The sequence below is a fragment of the Pseudomonas sp. FP2294 genome (genome assembly GCF_030687625.1).
In the GTDB taxonomy this organism is placed as follows: Bacteria; Pseudomonadota; Gammaproteobacteria; order Pseudomonadales; family Pseudomonadaceae; genus Aquipseudomonas; species Aquipseudomonas shahriarae.
On record NZ_CP117441.1, the window covers coordinates 282698 to 302132 of the forward strand.

15 protein-coding genes and 1 tRNA gene are annotated in these 19435 nt (G+C 54.6%); 9 read left to right on the forward strand and 7 right to left on the reverse strand.

Features of this window, described 5'->3' with window-relative positions:
• Entirely contained in the window at window positions 1-1107 is a 1107-nt protein-coding gene (gene aguA, locus PSH73_RS01215) for an agmatine deiminase (protein WP_057437092.1), read from the forward strand.
• A 243-nt stretch (window positions 1108-1350) separates the two neighbouring features.
• Window positions 1351-1563, forward strand: a complete 213-nt coding sequence (locus PSH73_RS01220; protein ID WP_057958013.1) for a hypothetical protein — start codon at window positions 1351-1353, stop codon at window positions 1561-1563.
• A gap of 186 nt (window positions 1564-1749) precedes the next feature.
• On the opposite strand, the gene PSH73_RS01225 is transcribed toward PSH73_RS01220, so the two are convergent.
• Window positions 1750-3822, reverse strand: a complete 2073-nt coding sequence (locus PSH73_RS01225) for a TonB-dependent siderophore receptor (RefSeq protein ID WP_169989230.1) — start codon at window positions 3820-3822, stop codon at window positions 1750-1752.
• A gap of 460 nt (window positions 3823-4282) precedes the next feature.
• Between PSH73_RS01225 and PSH73_RS01230 the strand changes: the two genes are divergently transcribed.
• Entirely contained in the window at window positions 4283-5578 is a 1296-nt protein-coding gene (locus PSH73_RS01230) for an OprD family porin (RefSeq protein WP_057958017.1), read from the forward strand.
• Window positions 5579-5653: 75 nt separating this feature from the next.
• Here the strand turns inward: PSH73_RS01230 and PSH73_RS01235 are convergent, their stop codons facing one another.
• From PSH73_RS01235 to PSH73_RS01250, 4 genes are all read right to left on the reverse strand, one after another.
• On the reverse strand, window positions 5654-7219 hold the full coding sequence (locus PSH73_RS01235; protein ID WP_216312182.1) for a M48 family metallopeptidase: 1566 nt from the start codon (window positions 7217-7219) through the stop codon (window positions 5654-5656).
• Window positions 7220-7231: 12 nt separating this feature from the next.
• The gene (locus PSH73_RS01240) at window positions 7232-7597 is read right to left on the reverse strand and encodes a hypothetical protein (protein WP_057437096.1); all 366 of its coding nucleotides are present in this window, start codon (window positions 7595-7597) and stop codon (window positions 7232-7234) included.
• A 37-nt stretch (window positions 7598-7634) separates the two neighbouring features.
• Entirely contained in the window at window positions 7635-8981 is a 1347-nt protein-coding gene (locus PSH73_RS01245; protein ID WP_305461785.1) for a CHASE2 domain-containing protein, read from the reverse strand.
• 136 nt (window positions 8982-9117) lie between these two features.
• On the reverse strand, window positions 9118-9996 hold the full coding sequence (locus PSH73_RS01250; protein WP_057958020.1) for an EamA family transporter: 879 nt from the start codon (window positions 9994-9996) through the stop codon (window positions 9118-9120).
• A gap of 119 nt (window positions 9997-10115) precedes the next feature.
• On the opposite strand from PSH73_RS01250, the gene PSH73_RS01255 reads away from it, so the two are divergent.
• Window positions 10116-10913: a helix-turn-helix domain-containing protein gene (locus tag PSH73_RS01255; RefSeq protein ID WP_057437098.1), complete on the forward strand. Its 798-nt coding sequence runs from the start codon at window positions 10116-10118 to the stop codon at window positions 10911-10913.
• Window positions 10914-10956: 43 nt separating this feature from the next.
• Here the strand turns inward: PSH73_RS01255 and PSH73_RS01260 are convergent, their stop codons facing one another.
• Entirely contained in the window at window positions 10957-11247 is a 291-nt protein-coding gene (locus PSH73_RS01260; protein ID WP_057437100.1) for a DUF3077 domain-containing protein, read from the reverse strand.
• 1163 nt (window positions 11248-12410) lie between these two features.
• Here PSH73_RS01260 and PSH73_RS01265 point away from each other — a divergent pair.
• The 3 genes from PSH73_RS01265 to PSH73_RS01275 are packed head-to-tail and all read left to right on the forward strand — an operon-like array spanning window position 12411 to window position 16709.
• Window positions 12411-13691, forward strand: a complete 1281-nt coding sequence (locus PSH73_RS01265) for an ABC-three component system protein (protein ID WP_305461788.1) — start codon at window positions 12411-12413, stop codon at window positions 13689-13691.
• On the forward strand, window positions 13688-14383 hold the full coding sequence (locus tag PSH73_RS01270) for an ABC-three component system middle component 1 (RefSeq protein ID WP_305461790.1): 696 nt from the start codon (window positions 13688-13690) through the stop codon (window positions 14381-14383). Before PSH73_RS01265 ends, PSH73_RS01270 begins: the two co-directional genes overlap by 4 nt.
• Window positions 14367-16709, forward strand: a complete 2343-nt coding sequence (locus PSH73_RS01275) for an AAA family ATPase (protein WP_305461792.1) — start codon at window positions 14367-14369, stop codon at window positions 16707-16709. The genes PSH73_RS01270 and PSH73_RS01275 overlap by 17 nt, the downstream gene beginning before the upstream one ends.
• A 332-nt stretch (window positions 16710-17041) precedes the next feature.
• Here PSH73_RS01275 and PSH73_RS01280 read toward each other — a convergent pair.
• Window positions 17042-17117: transfer RNA gene (locus tag PSH73_RS01280), tRNA-Thr, on the reverse strand.
• Between the two features lie 253 nt (window positions 17118-17370).
• Here PSH73_RS01280 and PSH73_RS01285 point away from each other — a divergent pair.
• Window positions 17371-18219, forward strand: a complete 849-nt coding sequence (locus PSH73_RS01285) for an SDR family NAD(P)-dependent oxidoreductase (RefSeq protein ID WP_198848662.1) — start codon at window positions 17371-17373, stop codon at window positions 18217-18219.
• Between the two features lie 190 nt (window positions 18220-18409).
• Window positions 18410-19261 carry a cellulose biosynthesis protein BcsQ gene (bcsQ, locus tag PSH73_RS01290; RefSeq protein ID WP_305461796.1) on the forward strand — a complete coding sequence of 284 codons (852 nt, stop codon included), beginning with the start codon at window positions 18410-18412 and terminating at the stop codon, window positions 19259-19261.
• The last annotated feature ends 174 nt before the right edge of the window (window positions 19262-19435 follow it).

Consider the following 19435-nt stretch of genomic DNA (forward strand, 5'->3'; position numbering starts at 1 on the left):
ATGACCACTTTGCACAGCACGCCTCGCGCTGATGGCTTTTATATGCCAGCCGAGTGGGCGCCCCAGACCCAGGCCTGGATGATCTGGCCCGAGCGCCCCGACAACTGGCGCCTGGGCGGCAAGCCGGCGCAGGCGGCCCATGCGGCAGTGGCCAAGGCCATTGCGCGTTTTGAACCGGTGACGGTTGCGGTCTCCGCCGGCCAGTACGAAAACGCCCGGGCGCGCCTGGATGTGCCGAATATCCGAGTGGTGGAGATGTCCAGCGACGATGCGTGGGTACGCGACAGCGGGCCGACCTTCGTGATCAATGACCAGGGCGAAGTGCGTGGCGTGAACTGGGATTTCAACGCCTGGGGCGGGTTTGACGGTGGCTTGTATGCCCCGTGGAACCGCGATTCCCAGGTGGGCGGCAAGATCCTTGAGATCGAGCGCAGCCCGCGTTATCGCACCGAAGGTTTTGTGCTGGAGGGCGGCTCGATCCACGTTGATGGTGAAGGCACGCTGATCACCACCGAGGAATGCCTGCTTAATCGTAATCGCAACCCGCACCTGGGCCGCGAAGAGATCGAAGCGGTCCTGAGCGCCAACCTGGCTGTGGATAAGATCATCTGGCTGCCCGACGGTCTGTTCAACGACGAAACCGACGGCCATGTGGATAACTTCTGCTGCTACGTGCGCCCGGGCGAAGTCTTGCTGGCGTGGACCGACGACCCGCAAGACCCGAACTATGCACGCTGCCATGCCGCCATGGACGTGCTGCAAAACAGCACAGACGCCAAGGGCCGCGCGTTTATCGTACATAAAATGCCGATCCCGGGGCCGTTGTACGCCACTGAGGAAGAGTGCGCCGGTGTCGATCCGGTGGACGGTTCCCAGGAGCGTAATCCGACCGTGCGTTTGGCCGGTTCCTACGTCAACTTTCTGATCGTCAACGGCGGCATCATCGCGCCGAGTTTTGATGACCCGCTGGACAGCCGCGCCGAGGAAATCCTTCAGGGTCTGTTCCCGCAACATGAAGTGGTGATGGTGCCAGGTCGTGAACTGTTACTGGGGGGCGGCAATATCCACTGTCTGACCCAACAACAGCCCGCGCCGCACAAAAACTGAGTGCACTTGTAACAGGCGATTTCGCCGTACGACGGCTGATCGTCAGCCACTGCACTGGGCAATAACAGCAAGCCCACGGCCCATTGGGGCCGTGGGCTTTTTTGTGTGTGCAAGCCCGTAAATCGGGCTTATTGGCATAGCTCTTGTATCGGCGTTGTGACAGTGATCGGGGTTTGTGACTGCACAGTTCTGTCATAAACCTTGAGTAAGTTAGCCGCTCAAGCAGTAGGAGAGAGCGCTGAAATGAACGCCGATATCAACCTGGTCTATACACGCGCGCCCCACCCCCTGGCAGTTCGGGGCGAAGCGATTCACGCGCTGGCACTCTGGTTGAAGGAAAACGGCTCGCGCCGGATCCGGCAGGCTGATCCACGCAGGGTGATGAGTGAGCGCTACCCGCTGGGGTTGTTCAGTGAGGATGAGGTGCAAGTGCTATGCGAATTGATCCGCAACTGACTGCCACTGATCTGCAAGTGTGGGAGCGGGCTTGCCCTAATGCCAGTCAGTTAAGCGCAGATCCCCTGTGGGAGCGGGCTTGCTCGCGAAAGCAGTGGGTCAGTCAACATCAATGTTGGCTGGGCCGACGTCTTCGCGGCGATGCGGCGATCCGACAAGCCCGCTCCCCCATGAGCCGCATGTGGCTTAGAAGTTGTACGTCCCCGTTACCACCAGGCTGCGCGGCTCACCAAACTGGATCTGGTTGGCGCTGGTCGCCGACGCGTAGTACGTCTTGTCGCTGATGTTATTGAGCGCCGCCTTCACATCCCAGTCCTTGTGCCGGAACCCGGCCAGGGCGTCCCAGCGGCCATAGCCCGGCAACACCACGGTGTTGGCGTTATCGGCATAACGATCACCCACCAGGGTCAGGCCGGTTTCGGCGTACCAGCCCATTTCCGGTTTCCAGGTAACGAACAGGCTGGCGTTGCGCTTGGCCACGTCGCTGATGCGTTTGCCTTCAAAGCTATTGTTGTCTTTCACCACCTTGGCATCCTGTACGCCGATGCCGCCGCGTACATACCAGTTGCCGGCGATTTTGCCGGTGGTGGTCAGCTCGATACCACGGGAACGCTGGAGGCCGCTGAGCAGGGTGATCAGTGGTTTCTCCGGGTCGCGGGTGCGGCGGTTGTAGAGTTCCAGTTCATACACGGCGAGGGTGGTGCTCAAGCGGTCGTCGAACCAGTCGCTCTTGACCCCGATTTCCTTTTGCTTGGTCAGCTCGGGGCTCAGGTCATTGGTATTGTCCTTCGCATTCGGGGTGATGCCGATCAGGCCGCCGCCGGTGGGGGAAAACGTCTTGCTCCACGACGCGTAGAACGAATGGTTCTCCACTGGCGTCCACACCACGCCCAGCCGTGGGCTAGTGTTGTGGCTGTCGACCTTTTTGCCCAGGTTGATGATTTTATTGGTGGTGTCCACTTCAAAACGGTCGTAGCGCAAACCTGCGAGCAACTGCCACTGATCGTTCAGGCGCAGTTGGTCCTGCACATACAGGCCTTGGCTTTCGACCTCGGTGTGGTTGTTACTCGAGATCGTCATCGGCCCGGTATGGCTCAGGTGGCGGTTGGGGTGGTTCAGATCGAGGCCGGGCACTGTGGCCGTTACCGCGCTGTACAACTTCGGATCACGGCGCTGGCTGCCCAGCTCCACGCCGGTCAGCAGGCGGTGTTCCAGGCCAAAGGTATTGAAGCCACCTTCGAGTTCGACGTTATTGAATACGTTGCGCGTCGTCAGGTCTTGCTGCCAGCGCTGGCGCGCGACGGTGTTGGTCTTGGGGTCGTAGCCGTTCAGGTAGGTATTGTCGAAGTCACTGTCGAGCTTGAACACGCCCAGGGTGTGGCGCAGTTGCCAGCTGTCGTTGAGTTCATAGGCGAGCTTGGAGCGCAGGGACTGGGTGGTGTCGTCGATATAGTCCCGTGGGTCGCCGTAGGTGGTGTCGCGGCTCACATCGGCCGGGCGCCCGCGCACGCCGGGGATGCCACGGTCCGGGGTGCGGTCGTAGCGGCTGTATTCGTATTGCACCAGCCAGTTCAGTTGCGGGGTCAGTTGCCAGCTTATCGACGGCGCGAACAGTTTGCGGTTGCCGCTGATGCCGTCGCGGAAGCTGTCGGTGTCCTCGTTGCCCATGTTCAGGCGCAGGCTGATGTTCTCGGTCGGGTCAGCGCTCAAGTCGGTGTACAGACTGCGCAGCCCGTTCGTGCCGCCTTGGGCCTCGAGGCTGGAAGCACGCCCGGCCTGGGGCATTTTGCTGACGCGGTTGACGATCCCGCCCTGGCCACCACGGCCGTACAACACGGCGGCGGGGCCCTTGAGCACGTCGATGCGTTCGATGTTGTGCAGGTCGCGTACGTACTGGCTGTCGTCGCGGATGCCATCGAGGTAGAAGTCGTTGCTGGCATCGAAGCCACGGATGCGCAAACTGTCGAAGCGCGTGTCGGCGCCGCTGCTGACGTTGGGGATGCCACTCAGGGCCTGGCCCAGATCGTTGGTGCCGTAGGCGCGCAGGTTCTCGGTCTTTACCGAGTCGATCGCCTGGGGCACGTAGCGCACCGGCGTGCTTGTGCGCGTGGCGGTGTTGGTGTCTTTGACGCGCGGGTCGTCCTCGTCAGCTTCGGCGCTGATGGAGGTGGCGGGCAGTGTGGTCGCGGCGCAGGCAAATCCGGCGCACAGCAGTGCGGAAAGCCCAAGGGTTATGGGCGTCAGGCGAGAGGCAGGCATCTAGGGGCGTATCCGTAAGAAGGAGGAAGAAAACGCGCGAATGATAATGCTTGCTATTTGCGCGCGTTAATCATTCCTCGACCTTCCACGAAAACAAATGTTTCAAGATGTGTTTTTTATAGAATTTTACGCCGCAGGGGAAAATGCGTTACCCACCAGCGGCTTATTCAGGCGATGAATTGGCCGAGCGTATATATCGCGTAAATAATGGCTAAATAATATCGCTTAGACTTTTTTTGCCTAAATACAGACGATTCACTAAATTGACATGCGGCTGAGGGCGCGGATAGGATTCGCCTCAACGCCTGTGGCTAACCGCCATGACTTCCCTATAAAAAAAGGCCCGCGGCATATTCGGTCGTCCGCGGGCCTTTTTTTATCCGGGGAAAGTTGATACCAAAAAAGCCAAATGGAGCCAGGTGTCACAGCGCGTACTCAACCAGTAATAAGGAATAAGAAAATGTTGAATAAACGGATGGGTCTGATTGCTCTGGGGATTTTGAGCGCTACTCAGGCAATGGCAAACGACCAGGAGCAATCCAAAGGCTTCGTGGAAGACAGCCACCTGAACATCGCGGCGCGTAATGCGTATATCAGCCGCGATTACAAAGACGGCGGTAAAGATAAAGCTGAATGGGGCCAAGGCTTTATCGGTAAGTTTGAGTCCGGCTTCACCCAAGGCACCGTCGGTGTGGGTGTGGACGTGATCGGCCAATACGCCATCCGTCTGGACGGTGGTAAAGGTCGCAGCGGCGCTGGTGGCATCAACTTCTTCAAGCAAGGCGACAGCGGCGCAGCACCACACGACCTGGCCAAGGGCGGCGCAGCCGTCAAGGCACGCATCTCCAGCACCGTACTGAAGTACGGTGACCAGATGCCAGCCGTGCCGGTCCTGCAGTACGACAACTCCCGTCTGTTGTCGGAAACCTACACCGGTACCTCGATCGTTTCCAAAGAGATCAAGGGTCTGGAGCTGCAAGGCGGTTACTTCACCAAGGAAGCCCAAAAAGGCGCCGAAGGCACCGACAGCGGCAACCTGAAAAACATCGCCTACCTGGGCGGTAGCTACAAATTCACCGAAAGCCTGTCGGCCGCGCTGTACGCATCCGACATGGAAGACGTGCTGAAGAAGCAATACGTCAACGTCAACTACGTGCTGGCCCTGCCGCAAGAGCAGTCCCTGACGTTTGACTTCAACGGCTACAAGACCAAGCTGGACAAGAGCTTCGCCCAGCTGACTCAAGGTGATGCCGACGCTCGCGACAATAAAATCTGGAGTTTGGGCGCCACTTGGGCCTTCGGTCCGCACAGCCTGACCCTGGCACACCAGCGCAGCACCGGTGACACCGGCTACATGTACGGCGGCTACCGTAACAACACCAAGGGTAGTGGTATCGGCGACGGTGGTAACACCATCCTGCTGGCCAACTCCTTCTGGTCTGACTTCAACGGTAAAGACGAGCGCTCCTGGCAGGTCGGCTACGGCATTGACTTCACCACCTTTGGCGTACCGGGCCTGAGCTACAACATCGCTTACGTGCGCGGCACCAACATCGACGACGGTAGCAACCGTGGCGATGGCACCGAGCGTGAAATCTTCAACCAGTTCAAGTACGTGGTACAGAGCGGCCCGGCTAAAGACCTGAGCCTGCGTGCCCGTGCCTCCTGGTTGCGTGTTTCGACCAACGCCAACAACTACAACGTTGGTGGTAACGAAATCCGTCTGTTCGCCGACTACCCGATCAACGTGTTCTAAGATCGTGCGTCGTGCCTGATACCAGGCAATAAAAAACCCCGACGTGTCGGGGTTTTTTTATGGCTGCCTGAAACCTTACGCCTTGACCTGCGCCAACTTCTGGCAGTTGGCCTTGCGTGTCGGGTACTGCCCGCATTTGCGCAGTACGCTTTGCACCTGTTGGGTGTTCTGCAGTTGCTGATTGGCCAGCAGCTTCTCGGTGATAAACAACTCTTCCGAACCCAAGTGGCGCTCGGCTGTGTCGATCATGGCCAGCGCGGCCTTGCCATCGCCGCGCTTGAGGTAGTAGCTGATCATCAAGTCATAGGTCGAAGGCCCGGCCAGGGACCAGTCCTTGATCGCCTGCAATTGCTGGAGCGCCTCGGCGTTTTTGCCCTGGGCCAGGCGCACGGCGTAGGCGGTGCGGCGGATGTTTGGCTGGTCCTTGACCGGTGAACTCAAGGCGCGCCGGATAAACGCATCGGCTTCGGGCACCTTGTTTTTTGCCAGGGCAGCGGTGGCGGCGTAGGCGTCCTTGTAACCCTGCATGGCCTTGGCCACAGGGGCGGCGTCACGCACCTTCGGCCAGTTCGTGGTGTTGACCCGGGCGCGGCGCTCCTTGCGGTACTCGCGTTGCAGGTACTGGCGCAGCTCGGTGTCACGGTCGATGGCGGACATGTGGGAGCGGTTGAAGTAATCGGTGGTGGCGGTGATGGTATGGGTCAGGCCGTCCTTGACCAGCACGTCCAGCTCCTTGGTAAAGCGGTCGAGGTTGAACTGCTGCAATGAGTCTTGCATCGCGTCCTTGCGGGCGGTGAGAAAGCCCGTCAGCAATGGTTTCTGCTTGCCCTGGAAATCATTCAGGCGCTCCAGGCTGTGGGTGGCCGCACGGGGCGCGTAGCCGGCCCGGATCATCAGGTCGGTGCCGAGCAGATCGGCCTGGTCTTCCTGGCTGCGGCCCCAGGCAGTGCTCCAGACATTGTCGGAAAAACTGTTGGCCAGCGAGGTATACAGCACGGTATTGCCGATGGTTTTTTGCGTGCCGGCCGGGTCTTTGCTGAACAGTTTCATGGTGCCCGAACTGCGGTCCACCCCGGTGTTGGCCGCCACGGTTGCCAGGGCCACAGTGGACGCCACGGTGGTGAACATATCCTTCTGCTGCTGGAAGGCGGCGGCGCGGTCATGGTGATGCAGCAGCACATGGCTCATTTCATGGCCGAGCATGGCGGCGATTTCATCTTCACTGCCGACGTTTTCCAGCATGCCCAGGGGCACGAAGATATTGCCGTACGGGTCCGCCGACGGCCCGAAGCTGTAGCTGTCGGTGATCTTCACCTGCAACAGCGGCAACTGCCCCGGCCAGCCCTTGGACAGGCGCGTGACGATGCCCTGCAAGTACACCTGCAGCATCGGGATATCCACCAGGTTCTGCTGGCGTGCCTCGGCGGCAGGTACGGTGCGGCCGTCGTAGCTCAAGCGCTGCTGGCCCGCGCGCTGCGGGTCGAGCCTGTAGTACTGGCGCACGTCGGCGTTATCCACATAGTGGCCTTCGACGCGCGACTGCGTCGATGGCCCCACCAGGTTCATAAACGCCTGGTCTGCCCCCTTCAAGGTGGCGCAGCCGCTGAGCAATGCACTGGCCAGCAATAGATATCCCTTCACCGCGATACTCCCTTATTGATTGCAGCCGGCACCGTAGCCGAGGGTGGACTTGTTGTTACTGTCCTTGGCCAGGCTTTGGGGCATGAGCTGGCACGGCAGCTCGGTGACGTGGAAGGGCGGCTCGATGCGCAGGTCCCCGGTATCCAGCCAGACTTTCTGCCCAGCCAGTTCCACCTGGACCAGCTCCAGTTCCTTGTTGAGTTTCAACACCTGAACGGGTTGCTTGGGGGTGTCTTTGCGGGCGATTTCCCGCTGCAGCTTGCCCTGCTCGTCCACCACCTCCACCGGGTCGGCCAGGAACTCCTTGATGACGTGGGTTTCGGCCAGTACACCCTGGCTGTAGAGCGCGGCGAGTAACACGATGAGGATTCTGTTCATCCTTGGTTTCCTTGAGTGAGACGACATGGCGGCACCCTCAGCGGCCACGGTCGAAGAAAGCTTCGATCCGCTCGCTGAACAGCGCCAATGACAGCAAAACAATACCCAGCACGTTGACCAGGGTGATGTGGTTCAGATACAGCACCCAGCACACCGCCAGCAGCACCAGCATCACCAGCCCCCACGACGGGTAGGGTGTGGTGAAGAAGCGGGTTTCGTGATCCCGCCAGCGAGTCCAGGTTTGCAAACCGGCCAGGCGCCGTGCATGCAGGGCCTTGAGCACGATAATCAGCGCCAGCAGCCCAAGCTCCAGGACGTCTACCCAGTGCAGGTTCAACCTCGGGAAATTGGCCGGCTCGCGGTCGTAATCCATGCCCTTGTTGATCAGGTTGTCCAGGGCCATGGCATGCAGGTAAACCCCGGGAATCAGCCCATGCACGGGCGACTGCACCAGGTCGCCGGTGGAGGTGATACTGGCCCCGACCATCACCAGGCGGTCGCGCAGCAACCCGGCCACCAACGCCTGGTCTTCTGGCGAGCTGACCTCCAGGTCGCTGGCTGACAACGTCAGGCTATATGGGCAACGGGCCTGGGCGGAGTCGTCGAGTTTCCAGAACACGGCCTGGAACAATTGCGCGACCCCATCCAGCACAAAGTTGCGCGGTGGTGCGCAGTGCCGGATATCCGCGATCTGCGCCTGCTGCGGCGCCAGCTTCAAGCCCCACTGCACGGCGATCGGCTGTAGCTGTGCAGCGGCTTCAGCATCCCGCGGCAGTTGGTCGGCACACGGCTGGCCCTTGCAGAACTGGCGGTACAGCGCCAGGGCCGGGGTTTCCATCACCCCCAGCGCGGTCGGCATCGCCAAGGGGTACTTGTCGTCCACACCGTCCCAGACCACCAGCCCTGGCTGGCTGAACGCGGCAAATTGCTCAAGGGTATTGGCCTGCCCATTCTCGCCCCGTGTCACCCCGGTGTTGGCCAGCAGCAACGGAATGCCCCGGCGCTGATAGCGCTCGAACACATTCGCCAACAACTGGCTGCCCCGCGTCGGGTCGCCCAGGGAGTGATCGTGGCTGTACAGCAAATCCACAAACACCGCCTTGGGCTTGTAGGCCAGCAAGCGCTTGAACAACTTGCTCTGCTCGCTATACGGCATCGGCCATGACGTGTTGTTGCGCATCAGGTAGGCGTCGTCGATCAACACCACGGTGATATGTTGCTGGCCGGTGCTCGGGTAATTGCTGGAGAACATCCGGTTGAGCCACTGGGCGGATGCCTTGTCACTGGAACTGGCCAGGCCGAAGGGGTCGAGCACCGCCAGCAGCACGATAAAAAACGCGAGCAAATAGCGACGACGATTAAAAAGCGGCGGGTTCTTCGACATCCATGTCTCGATAAAAAACGGCGGGTGCTGTTGGGGGCAGGGTTCCCGCAGCGAATGCATGGGTTTTAAAGGACGGGGAGGGGGGTGTCAATTAGAAATATGGCTAAGTGCCATCTTGCGCGCGTCGCCCTTGGCATCAAGCGGCAGATGACGTCCTCGCTGGGCGCGATTTCACCAGCCCCACTGCCAAGGCCGACAAAATCAGCGCAATCGAGATTCCCTCGTTGAGATCGACCTGATGCCCCAGCAACAGCATGGAGCCGGTGACGCCAAACACCGGGATCAGCAACGACAACGGCGCCACTTTGGAGACCGGGTACTCGCGCAGCAGCAGGTTCCAGCCCCAGTAACAAAAGTGCGTGGCCGCGTACACCTGGAACAACAGCGAGAACACCGTCAGCCACTCCATATGGGTGACCAGCGCAGTGAACGGCGCCGATCCATGGGCCAACCACGTCAGCAGCAGCAACGGCAGCGGCGGGAACAGACTGGCCCACACCACAAAGGCAAACATCTCGCGCACTTTTGATTGCTTGATGATGACGTTGCCCACACTCCAACTGAACGCACTTACCAGCAACAGGCCATAACCCAGGGTTGTCGCCTCGCCCGGACTGCTGGCGATAATACCGACCAGTCCTACAGCCGCCAGCCCCACCCCGAGGATCTGGCCGACGCTCAGTTGCTCGCGAAACAACAACACCCCCCAACCCAGGGTAAAAAACGCACTGAACTGGATCAACAAGGCTGCCGTACCTGGCGGTACACCCCATTCAATCCCCAGGTTGATCAAGGCCCACATTGCCACCCCGAAAATCAGCCCGTAGGCCACCAACCACTTCATGGCAATGGCCGGGCGCCGCACAAAAAACACCCACGGCAACGCCGCCAACGTAAAGCGCAGCGCAGTCAGCAACAGCGGATCAACCCCCGCCAGCCCCAACTTGGTAATCGGGAAATTCAGCCCCCAGACAGCCGTCACCAACACGGCCAGGGCCAGATGCTTCTTTTGCATGGTGTTCTGATTCCACAAAGCAACGCCGGCACCTGTGCGCGCCAGCCAAGGCGCAACTATGCGCAATAGGCGCAATGGCTCGCTTGCACTATCAGGTCATAAATCATTAAATTCGGGCCATGCGCCAAACTGACATCGACCCCTACGAAAACACCCCCCGCGACGCCGTGGTGACCGCCAACGACTATGCCGATGGCCAGCACTTTGCGGTGCATACCCATCGCCGCGGGCAATTCGCCTACGCCGCCTGCGGCGTGATCACCGTCTTCACCCAACAGGGCAACTGGGTGGTGCCACCCCACCGCGCCATCTGGGTCCCGGCGGGCGTGCCCCACGAAATGAGCATGAGCGGCCCGGTGACCATGCTCAACACCTACATCCGCCCCCACGCCGCAACCCGCCTGAACCTGCCCGCGCAATGTCAGGTGTTCGGTGTATCGACGCTGCTGCGCGAACTGCTGACCCGCGCCATCGACATACCGGCGCTGTACGAAAAGGACCACCTGCACGGCCGCCTGATGACCCTGCTGCTCGACGAAATAGCCGACATGCGCCCCCTGTCACTCAACGCCCCACTCCCCAACGACCCCCGGCTGGCCCCCATCTGTCGTCACCTGCTGGAACAGCCATCACTGGAAACCAGCATCGACGACATGACCCAGCGCCTCGGCATGAGCCGCCGCACCTTCACCCGCTTGTTTCGCCAGCAGACGGGCATCAGCTTTGTGGAATGGCGCCAGCAAGCCTGCCTGTTGGCGGCGGTGGTCAGGTTGGGGAACGGGGAGTCGGTGACGCGGGTGGCGATTGATTTGGGGTATAGCAGCTCGAGTGCGTTTACGAGTGTTTTCAGGCGGGTGTTGGGGGAGGTGCCTAGTCGGTATTTTGCGAAGGATTCGGTTGCTTGGGCTCAGGCCTAATGAGCATTTAGGCGCCCGACGCACAGCATCGGGCGCGAACGGCTTACTGCGGCTCAGGCCCCTCGGGCTGCATGGCCAGAAGCACATCGTCGAGGATCGCTTTACCCATCTCGCCCAGGTAGTGCGAAGAAAACGCATACTTTTCCCCGTCTACATCCATGGCGGCATCGAGCGAGAGAACATTGGCGTAGTAGAGCAGGTGGGAGGCGTGTTCAAGGGCTTCCTGGAAGGGAATGCCGGCATTGACGCGGAAGACCTTCATATCGTGTTTGCTTTCGCCACAGTCTGCGAAGGTTACGGCACCGAGGGTGGTTGCTGGGGGGGAGGTGTTCATTGCTGGCCTCCGGATAGTGGAAGTCGGCAAATGCTACCCAAGGAGCGAATGGTTTCAGGCGGTATTTCGTACGGCATAGCTAACTCCCTTTGCATGAACAAAAAGAGCTGCCCCAGACGTTTCCAGGCGAAAGGTGGCAGCTGTACGCGGGCTGGAAACCGAGGCAAAAGGAACCCGGCAGGCACAAGGCCTCCCACGTACAGCCGCCAAAAAGCACAAACAACAGGCATAAAAAAAGCGCCTGCTGATTGATTGACGACGCTGTTGCGTCCTTAAGCATCGGGTTTCCAGGCCCGGTCACTGATGAGCAGCGACGGGGAGGAGGTTAGCGCGATGGCTTATGGGCTGCAACTTGCAGGGTGTGGGATTTTTCTGGTGGAGCAGTTCTCCGGAATATCGGCGGCTCTGAAACCCAATTCCCAGAAACAACGAAGCCCCCACATTTCTGTGGAGGCTTCGTTTTGTATGGTGCGGCACCAAGAGTCGAAACGAATGATAAGTCATTGTTTTAAATCTAGTTCTCATGTGATCAAGTTCAGTTCTACCTCTTGGAATATCCCCAGTTTGTTCTGAGTTCTACATTTCCTGGAATCCCCGGCGACAACACATCAATTCCCCCCTGTCCGTTCATGGCGAATTTGCGCGTTGAGTCCCCTTTCGCCTCAAGGGTTGGATTCCGGGCCTCCTCTGCATCGCTTCAAATGGCGTTATAGTCGCCTGATAAGCGTTTTTCAGCGCGTCGGTACCCCTTATGTTCTTCGGTCCTTTACGGTTTAGGCGCTAAACGGTAGTGTCAGTAGTGGCATTGCGCCTTCAACGATTCATGTGGGAGTCTGGCCATGGAAAGCCATCGTAAAATCGTCCTTCCCGAAGATATATTCGATCAATCCAATAAGTGGAATTGGGTCGCCAGATGATGCTACGGCCAATTTTTGAGGGCCAGCCTTGGATGCCCTTAGACAACCCGGCATGTCGCCATATCCTTTATGTAAAGCACTCTGTACAAATCAGATTCAGACTATCCAAGATAAAAATACAAGTAGGCATTTATGGGTTGTCACATGCTTGCTACGTCGTTCCGGTCTAGTGGCGTAGGCCGGAATGTAATTTCATACCAATTTGAAGCCGCAGATATTTAAATCTGCAGTTGAAGGTTTAAAACTATGGCGAAAAATAGTGTTGAAGCAAGCTTGCCTCATACAGCGGTTGCGATTTGGGGTGGATATATATATCAAGGAAAAATTGCGCTATATCACTGCCTTAGTTTGATATTAGAAAATGCGGTTGATAGTAAAAAACTCGCGTTGCAGCTTGATAGTATCGATGATTTTGCCATTTTATTAGATGGTGTATGTCAGTCAATGCATCAAGTTAAAGCGTATAAAAGCGATGACTTTTCCGCTTATTCTGAGGCGATAAGCGAGCAAGTCGAAAAGTCAAAGGCATATCCGGGGTGCAAGGTCTTATTCCATGTTTCCAAGGACATTATCCTTCCGGATGACTTCAGTAGCGTTTACTCGCCTGCAGTTTTCTATAGTTACAAGAAAATTGCACAAGTGGAAAGTTACTGTGCGCTATCAGAAGTTGATTCGCTATTGGAAAAGCTTATATGTGATTTTTATAATAAGTATGAGCCGGGCTCAAAGCATAAAGCTGTATCGGAATATTTACAATGGTCTAGAAATCTTCTAGAGAATATTATAGTAAGTAAGATAATCTCGATGCACGCTGAAATCCAGCTGACCAAAGGGGCAGTTCAGCGTCAGATTGCAAATAGAGAGAAAATTAGTTTTTTGGATTTTTTCGATATCTTATCTGCCGAGTTAACTTCTGCCATACTTTGTGAAAGCTATTTCTTTTCGGTAATAATTAAAGATGTTGGTGGTTACTATTCCGATTTTTGCGATGAGAACGACTTGACGCGTGAGGATTTAGATAAATTAGGAAGGTGCGTTGCTAGGATTAATAAATTTGATGTCGAAAAGCTAAAAGTGTTTATGCGCTCAATTCTACCTAGTAAGAAAGGACGATTTAACTCCTTGATGGAGTACAAGGATGAGTCTGTAAACTCTGATGATCTCCAGTATGGATTGTTTAGAGTTTTCGATGATCTAATTGAGCCTAGTTTCAATGATGGGGCGCGGAACGCAGGGTTTTTCTGGGAGTTTTCTGGATGCAGTTATTACCCAACGGCAATTCACCAAGGAAAAAAGAGTGCCGGTGCTATTTGTAGAAAAATTGTCGATAATGCTTTAAAGCATGATGTCGAATTTCTCTATGAAAGTGGAACATTGATAACCACTGATATAGATGCCGACTCTATATTTTCGGTCGCGAATGTTGGGCCTCGAGGTGGCGCACTTCATGATCATGCTAAATTTAATAAGTTTAAAGATGTAGCGTTGGTGTCAATTGCTAATTTGCCAAGCGGAATTAAGAAATGAAGCAACTCTTAGCTGAATTATTCTCTAGACATAATTATTCAGAGACGTTGACTGAAGAGTTTAGCCTGTTCGTACCTGACGATATTAGTAAGGAGGCTTACTGGCTGGTTGTAGAGTCCTCGCCGCGAACTGTAATTGAGAACCAGCATTCCTGGCTGTCAAAATGCCGAGAGATATACCGAAACCCTGCGATAGAGAAAAATACGAGCCTGATCTGTATTTGGCCTGTCGAAAAAATTACCGGTAAAATTATTTCTGAGGTTCATGCTACGGAAGAAGATTTATTTTTTTTCAAGAAACATGTGCTTTACCATACAGATGCTGAGATAGTTAGCCTCAATGAAAGGCTCGGAGAGGGTAATGTTGCAGATTTAATTTTAAAATCGGTGAACAATCCTGATGTTTTTTCCAGTTATAAAAACTCTTTGGGCACTGAAAGCTGGGAGGAATTAATTTATAGGGTGGTCATAAAACTTGGATTTATAGATATCGGAGAAGGTGAGGCGGCTGATATAGAAGGACTTTACATTCGACATCGCGAAAAAATTAGGAGCACAAAACAACCGGAACTTTTGTCGATTATTGAGTCCAGTGTGCTTGATTTGGATGTTGATGGATTTGATAGCTCCGAGTCTCTATTGAAAAATTTGGTTGATAAAATAGCTGAGGCCGGCCATGAAGTTAAATATTAAGAAGCTTGTTCTGAAAAACTTCAAAGCATTTGTGGCTCATCAGTTTGAGATTAGTAGTTGCAATTTAGCAATCTTGGATGGGCCTAATGGGTTTGGGAAAACCTCTTTTTTTGATGCTGTAGAGTTTCTTCTGACCGGCGATATTGGCCGCTACAACCACTTGGAAAACTCCGTAGTTGATAAGCGGTCGATAGCCTTAGGAAGCCCAATAGTCCATGATCAGGCGGTTGCAGGGGCTGAAATTTCAATTGTGGCGGAGATTGAAACCAGTCATGGACTGTTCTATTTAAAAAGAAGCGCGAGTAAGGACAAGCTAGATAAAGGGAAGGGGCTTGGATTAAAGCTGTTTAAGCTCTATGAGTTGACTAGTATAAATGGGGAGGGGCGATTAGTTCAGGATGAAGAGTCTTTTTTAGGGGGAATACTTGGGAGCGGTTATCTACGAGATTTCAAGCTTTTTCATTACATCGAACAAGAAGATAATACGGCTATTTTAAAGAGCAAGGCGTCGACTAAGCAGCAGAAAATTGACCACTTATTTGATGTGGGTGATTACAGAGAAAAAATTAAAAAAATTGAAAGTGCGAAAGATTTGATCGCCAGCCTAAAGACAACAGCGAAAAGAGAAGACTTGAATTCGCAAAAAACAGAGATTGAGCAGTTGTATCGATCTGTTAATGTCGGGGATGAAAACGTAAATGAACCTTATCAAAGATTAATCTCTGCTACTCATCAGCCGTGGGATCATGAAGATATCGTAGTCAAGTCTTCAATTATAGCTACCTGGTTAGGTGATGACGGGGCATTGAATAGGCTTAGGAAATTTATAGAGGGAGTAGATAATTTTATTAACTCTAAATATAACTCTAAGATTGATAAGGTCCTGAAGCCAAAGCAGGAGGCGCTTGAGAGCCTACTAAGGTTTGGTGGTCGTCTGGATTCGATCGCAGTATATAAAAATGATGTCGCTCTTTATGATTTTGGTGTGAGCTTTTTAAGTAAATTTGAAAGCGGAATTCCCTCCTCGTTAAAAGAAAATTTGAATTTTGATTCTGAGGTTTTTGATAGTTTTGGTTTTGAGCTGAGCTACAATGATTTTTCACAGGCTGTTACTGAAATAAAATTGACTGTGGAGAACTCAAGCACCGTCGAACTTGCTTACAATGAATTGAAGGCTGCTCGAGATCTATTTGTTTCCAAGTACTCCTCTGAACATATAAGTCATGATGATGCCAATTGTCCTGCATGTGGCTATGACTGGAAGTCGTACAACGAGTTGCTGCGTCACATGGAATCCCAAAGATTAGTTCTAGAGACCCTCGTTAATGTTAATGGAGAAGCGCTTAAACGAAATATAGAACTGTTTGAAAGGAAAGTCTTAGGTCCTATTCGCAAAGCTATAGGCGAGCACGCTGCTGTTCAGAAAGACTCTATAGATTATAAGAAAAAAATCACAGAGCTTCGCGAGGAGCAGATTTCGTATTTGCGTAAGCTTGTGCGTGCATACTTATCTTATGGTATTGATGTAAGACCTTTTTACTGTATAAGCTTTGACTTGCAAGAATCTTTGGTCGTTAACAGGCTTGGTGAGGCTGTTAGTGCTTTGTATCGCGTTGTCGATCATGATTTTATTGGTGAGGATTTTCAAGAAATTTTTGAGCAAGTGTTTCTGGAAGATGATAATGCGGCTTTAAGTCTTGAGTTGGATTCGATTGATAGAAAAATTTCCTATGTGAAGGTAGCCTATACTAGAAGTATCTATGGCGATATCAAGAACAAGGAGAAATCCTATAGTGCGGCCGAAGATATTTACAAGAAGGCCGTTTATCTGGATAAAGCTCTAAGTAAGCTCAGGGATATTTACAATGAGAATTTGAACTCTTATGTAGCGTCAATTGCTAAAGGCATTGAAGTGCTATTTCATATATATTCAGGGCGGCTTTTGCAGAACTTTCAAAGTGGTCTTGGGATTTTTATTGAAACCGATGGTAAAAATTTATCATTTCGAGAAAACCCTAAAAAATTGCATGATGTAATATTTTCTATGAGTTCAGGGCAGCTTTCTTCGTTGGTGCTTTCATTTACGCTGGCTTTAAATAAGAGATACGCAAGGAACGCTATTTTGTTAATTGATGATCCTGTCCAAACACTAGACGATATAAATGTTGCTGGGTTTGTTGATTTGTTAAGGACTGAGTTTTCCGATAGGCAAATAATTCTTTCCACGCACGAAGATGAAATGTCGGCTTATATGCAATATAAATTCAAAAAGTATAATTTGGATGCTGAGGCTTTAGACTTTAAACAAGTCTTTTCGGTTAATTAAGGGCTTTGATTTTTTATGAAAAGGGGCGGATCTATTTTCACCAGAGGCTGCCCTGACTATTAGTTGTGAGCTGACAGCAACATTTCAAACGCCGAAATGGAAGCGGTGGGGGGCATCCTAGTAATTCCGGTGTGGACACTTTGTGGACGTTTTGGAAAAGGAAACGAATCTATTTTCACCCACAGGATGCAGGCGTTACGCACGCCAGGTGCCCGGACGGAGCTAGGCAGTAGCGAGGCGAGGAAGGCGAAGAGGATACACATAGCAAGTGGAATCCCTCAAACCCCAGAAACAACAAAGCCCCCACATTTCTGTGGAGGCTTCGTTTTGTATGGTGCCGGCACCAGGAGTCGAACCCGGGACCTACTGATTACAAGTCAGTTGCTCTACCAACTGAGCTATACCGGCGTGTTAGGGCGACGATTATAGCGATTGGAAAGGTTCTGTAAACCCCTGAATTCTGACTATTTTTCAGAACGTGGTTTTTCCGCTGCCGGTCGCGCGCTCCAGCGCTTTGGCAAGGGGTGATGGGTGCCGGTGCCGAGGCCTTGGGGTGGCGTGGGGCTTGATACCCAGAAGGTATCAAACCGCCCCTTGATCAGTATTAAACAACGCCGTTGTTCATTGCTAAGTTGAGGTGGCACTCAATGAGGAAAAGCCAATGAATTTCGCAGGAAAAACCGCCGTTATCACCGGCGCAGGCCGTGGCTTGGGGTTTGTCTACGCACAAGCACTGGCCCAGCGCGGGGCCAATGTGGTGATCAGTGATATCGGCGCCGATAACCTCGGTTCGGGAAGCGACAACGCCATCGCCCTGGTCGCGGCACGCCGCCTTGAGGCCCAGGGGTTGAGCGCGGTTGCTCATCAGGGGGATTTGTCCAGCGAGCAAGGCTGTCGGCAATTGGTCGAGACGGCCATCGCGGCGTTTGGGCAGTTGGATATCCTGATTCATAACGCCGGCTGGGTGGGTTATCAATCCATTGAGGAGGCGGATGCGGCGTTTATCGGGCGTGCGCTGGGTATCAATGTCTATGCGCCCATCTGGCTATGCAAACATGCCTGGCAATACCTCAAGCCATCCACTGCCGCGCGGGTGGTGCTGACGTCGTCTGATCGGGCGATGTACCAGCAATATGCCCAGCCCGGGCTGGTGGCGTATGCGGCGGGCAAGATGGCGCAATTGGGCATCATGAATGCCCTGAGTATGGAAGGCGCGAAGGACGGGATCCTGGTCAATGCGGTGTCGCCGGTGGCCAAGACGCGCATGTGGGGCATCGAGGGGGAGCCGGACAATCTCAAGCCGGAATGGGTGGCGCCGGGGGTGGTGTTCCTGGCGTCGGGGCAATGCCAGGACACGGGCTACATACTGCGCGCCAGTAATGGTCAATTTACCGCGACGCGGTTTGTCGAGAATCAGGGTGTGGAGTATCCCGTCGACCTGGCGCGGGTGAGTGCGTCCAGTGCCGAGCACGTTGCGCAGCAGTGGGAGCGCATAAAGCAGAGTCACTAGATTGACTCTTGACCGCTCGTCTAAATGAACATGATAAAAAACACCAAAATAATGACACCTCCACCGACCTGTCCCAGACTGCCTGAACAATATGTGCGCCCATGCTCTGCAAGCGGTGCCGGGACAAGGAGGGGCTGTGAGCCAGGCCGACGAAGGTTTTGCAACGCATGCTATCCGTCAGGATCACCCGATGACGGCGACATTACAGTTCTTCGAAGACACCCCCATCGACGACGCGCCTTCCCCTGCGGAGCAACCCCAGCCAATCGACGCTTCAGCAAAACGCCCACGGGTGGTGGTGTTGGCCTCGGTCAATGGTGGGGTGGGCCGCAGTACGCTGGCGACGGCACTGGGCAGCGGCTTGCAGCGTCTCGGGCGGGCGGTGACGGTGCTGGAGCTGGATCCGCAAAACGCCCTGTACCTGCACTTTGACCTGCCCCAGGGCACCCCGGGCCTCGGTCGTGCCAGCCTGTGTAATCAACCTTGGGATCAGCTCGCCCAGCCCGGTTTCTGCGGCTGCCAGGTGGTGGTCTTCGGCGAGACCGATATGCAGCAGCAGGAAGACCTGCAGCGCTGGCTCAAGCAGGACCCGGAGTGGCTGGCGCAGCACTTGTCTCGCCTGGGCCTGAATGAACAGGACACGGTCATCATCGACACCCCTGCCGGCAATAATGTTTACCTGCACCAGGCATTACACGTCGCCGATACCGTGGTGGTGCTGGCCCTGGCGGACGCGGCGTCGCTGGGCACGCTGGAGCAGATGCAGCGATTGTTGGCGCCGTATCTTGCGCGCCCGTTGGCGCCACGTTGCCTGGTGTTGGTCAACCAACTGGATGAGGGCAGTGCCTTCAGCCTGGATATGCTGGACCTGTTCAGGCAGCGTCTTGGGGAAGGTGGCGTGGAAGTGATCCATCGTGACCCGCAGATCAGCGAGGCGCTGGCCTTTGGCGAGGACCCACTGGATAACGAGGCCGCGAGCCTGGCCTGTGACGATATCCATGGGCTGTGCCAGTTACTGGATGGCCCTCCAGGCGCGGCCTGAACCACGTCTTATACGGTTAGGCGCAAATGCTTATGCACAATTTGTTGGTTGCACAAGTGTTGAAACAGCCATTTTGTGAAGATGTTCTCATTACGCTGCAACTGCCTGTTTTGCGTGCGTTTTATTTTGTGAACAAATAATGACCAGTCAGCATTTGTGCCTGTGGCGCCCGTC

Excerpts from the sequence above, each read along its gene's own strand:
- aguA (WP_057437092.1), top strand. The coding sequence starts at position 1 with ATGACCACTTTGCACAGCACGCCTCGCGCTGATGGCTTTTATATGCCA.
- PSH73_RS01220 (WP_057958013.1), top strand. The coding sequence starts at position 1,351 with ATGAACGCCGATATCAACCTGGTCTATACACGCGCGCCCCACCCCCTG.
- PSH73_RS01225 (WP_169989230.1), bottom strand. The coding sequence starts at position 3,822 with ATGCCTGCCTCTCGCCTGACGCCCATAACCCTTGGGCTTTCCGCACTG.
- PSH73_RS01230 (WP_057958017.1), top strand. The coding sequence starts at position 4,283 with ATGTTGAATAAACGGATGGGTCTGATTGCTCTGGGGATTTTGAGCGCT.
- PSH73_RS01240 (WP_057437096.1), bottom strand. The coding sequence starts at position 7,597 with ATGAACAGAATCCTCATCGTGTTACTCGCCGCGCTCTACAGCCAGGGT.
- PSH73_RS01245 (WP_305461785.1), bottom strand. The coding sequence starts at position 8,981 with ATGTCGAAGAACCCGCCGCTTTTTAATCGTCGTCGCTATTTGCTCGCG.
- PSH73_RS01250 (WP_057958020.1), bottom strand. The coding sequence starts at position 9,996 with ATGCAAAAGAAGCATCTGGCCCTGGCCGTGTTGGTGACGGCTGTCTGG.
- PSH73_RS01255 (WP_057437098.1), top strand. The coding sequence starts at position 10,116 with ATGCGCCAAACTGACATCGACCCCTACGAAAACACCCCCCGCGACGCC.
- PSH73_RS01260 (WP_057437100.1), bottom strand. The coding sequence starts at position 11,247 with ATGAACACCTCCCCCCCAGCAACCACCCTCGGTGCCGTAACCTTCGCA.
- PSH73_RS01265 (WP_305461788.1), top strand. The coding sequence starts at position 12,411 with ATGGCGAAAAATAGTGTTGAAGCAAGCTTGCCTCATACAGCGGTTGCG.
- PSH73_RS01270 (WP_305461790.1), top strand. The coding sequence starts at position 13,688 with ATGAAGCAACTCTTAGCTGAATTATTCTCTAGACATAATTATTCAGAG.
- PSH73_RS01275 (WP_305461792.1), top strand. The coding sequence starts at position 14,367 with ATGAAGTTAAATATTAAGAAGCTTGTTCTGAAAAACTTCAAAGCATTT.
- PSH73_RS01285 (WP_198848662.1), top strand. The coding sequence starts at position 17,371 with ATGAATTTCGCAGGAAAAACCGCCGTTATCACCGGCGCAGGCCGTGGC.
- bcsQ (WP_305461796.1), top strand. The coding sequence starts at position 18,410 with ATGACGGCGACATTACAGTTCTTCGAAGACACCCCCATCGACGACGCG.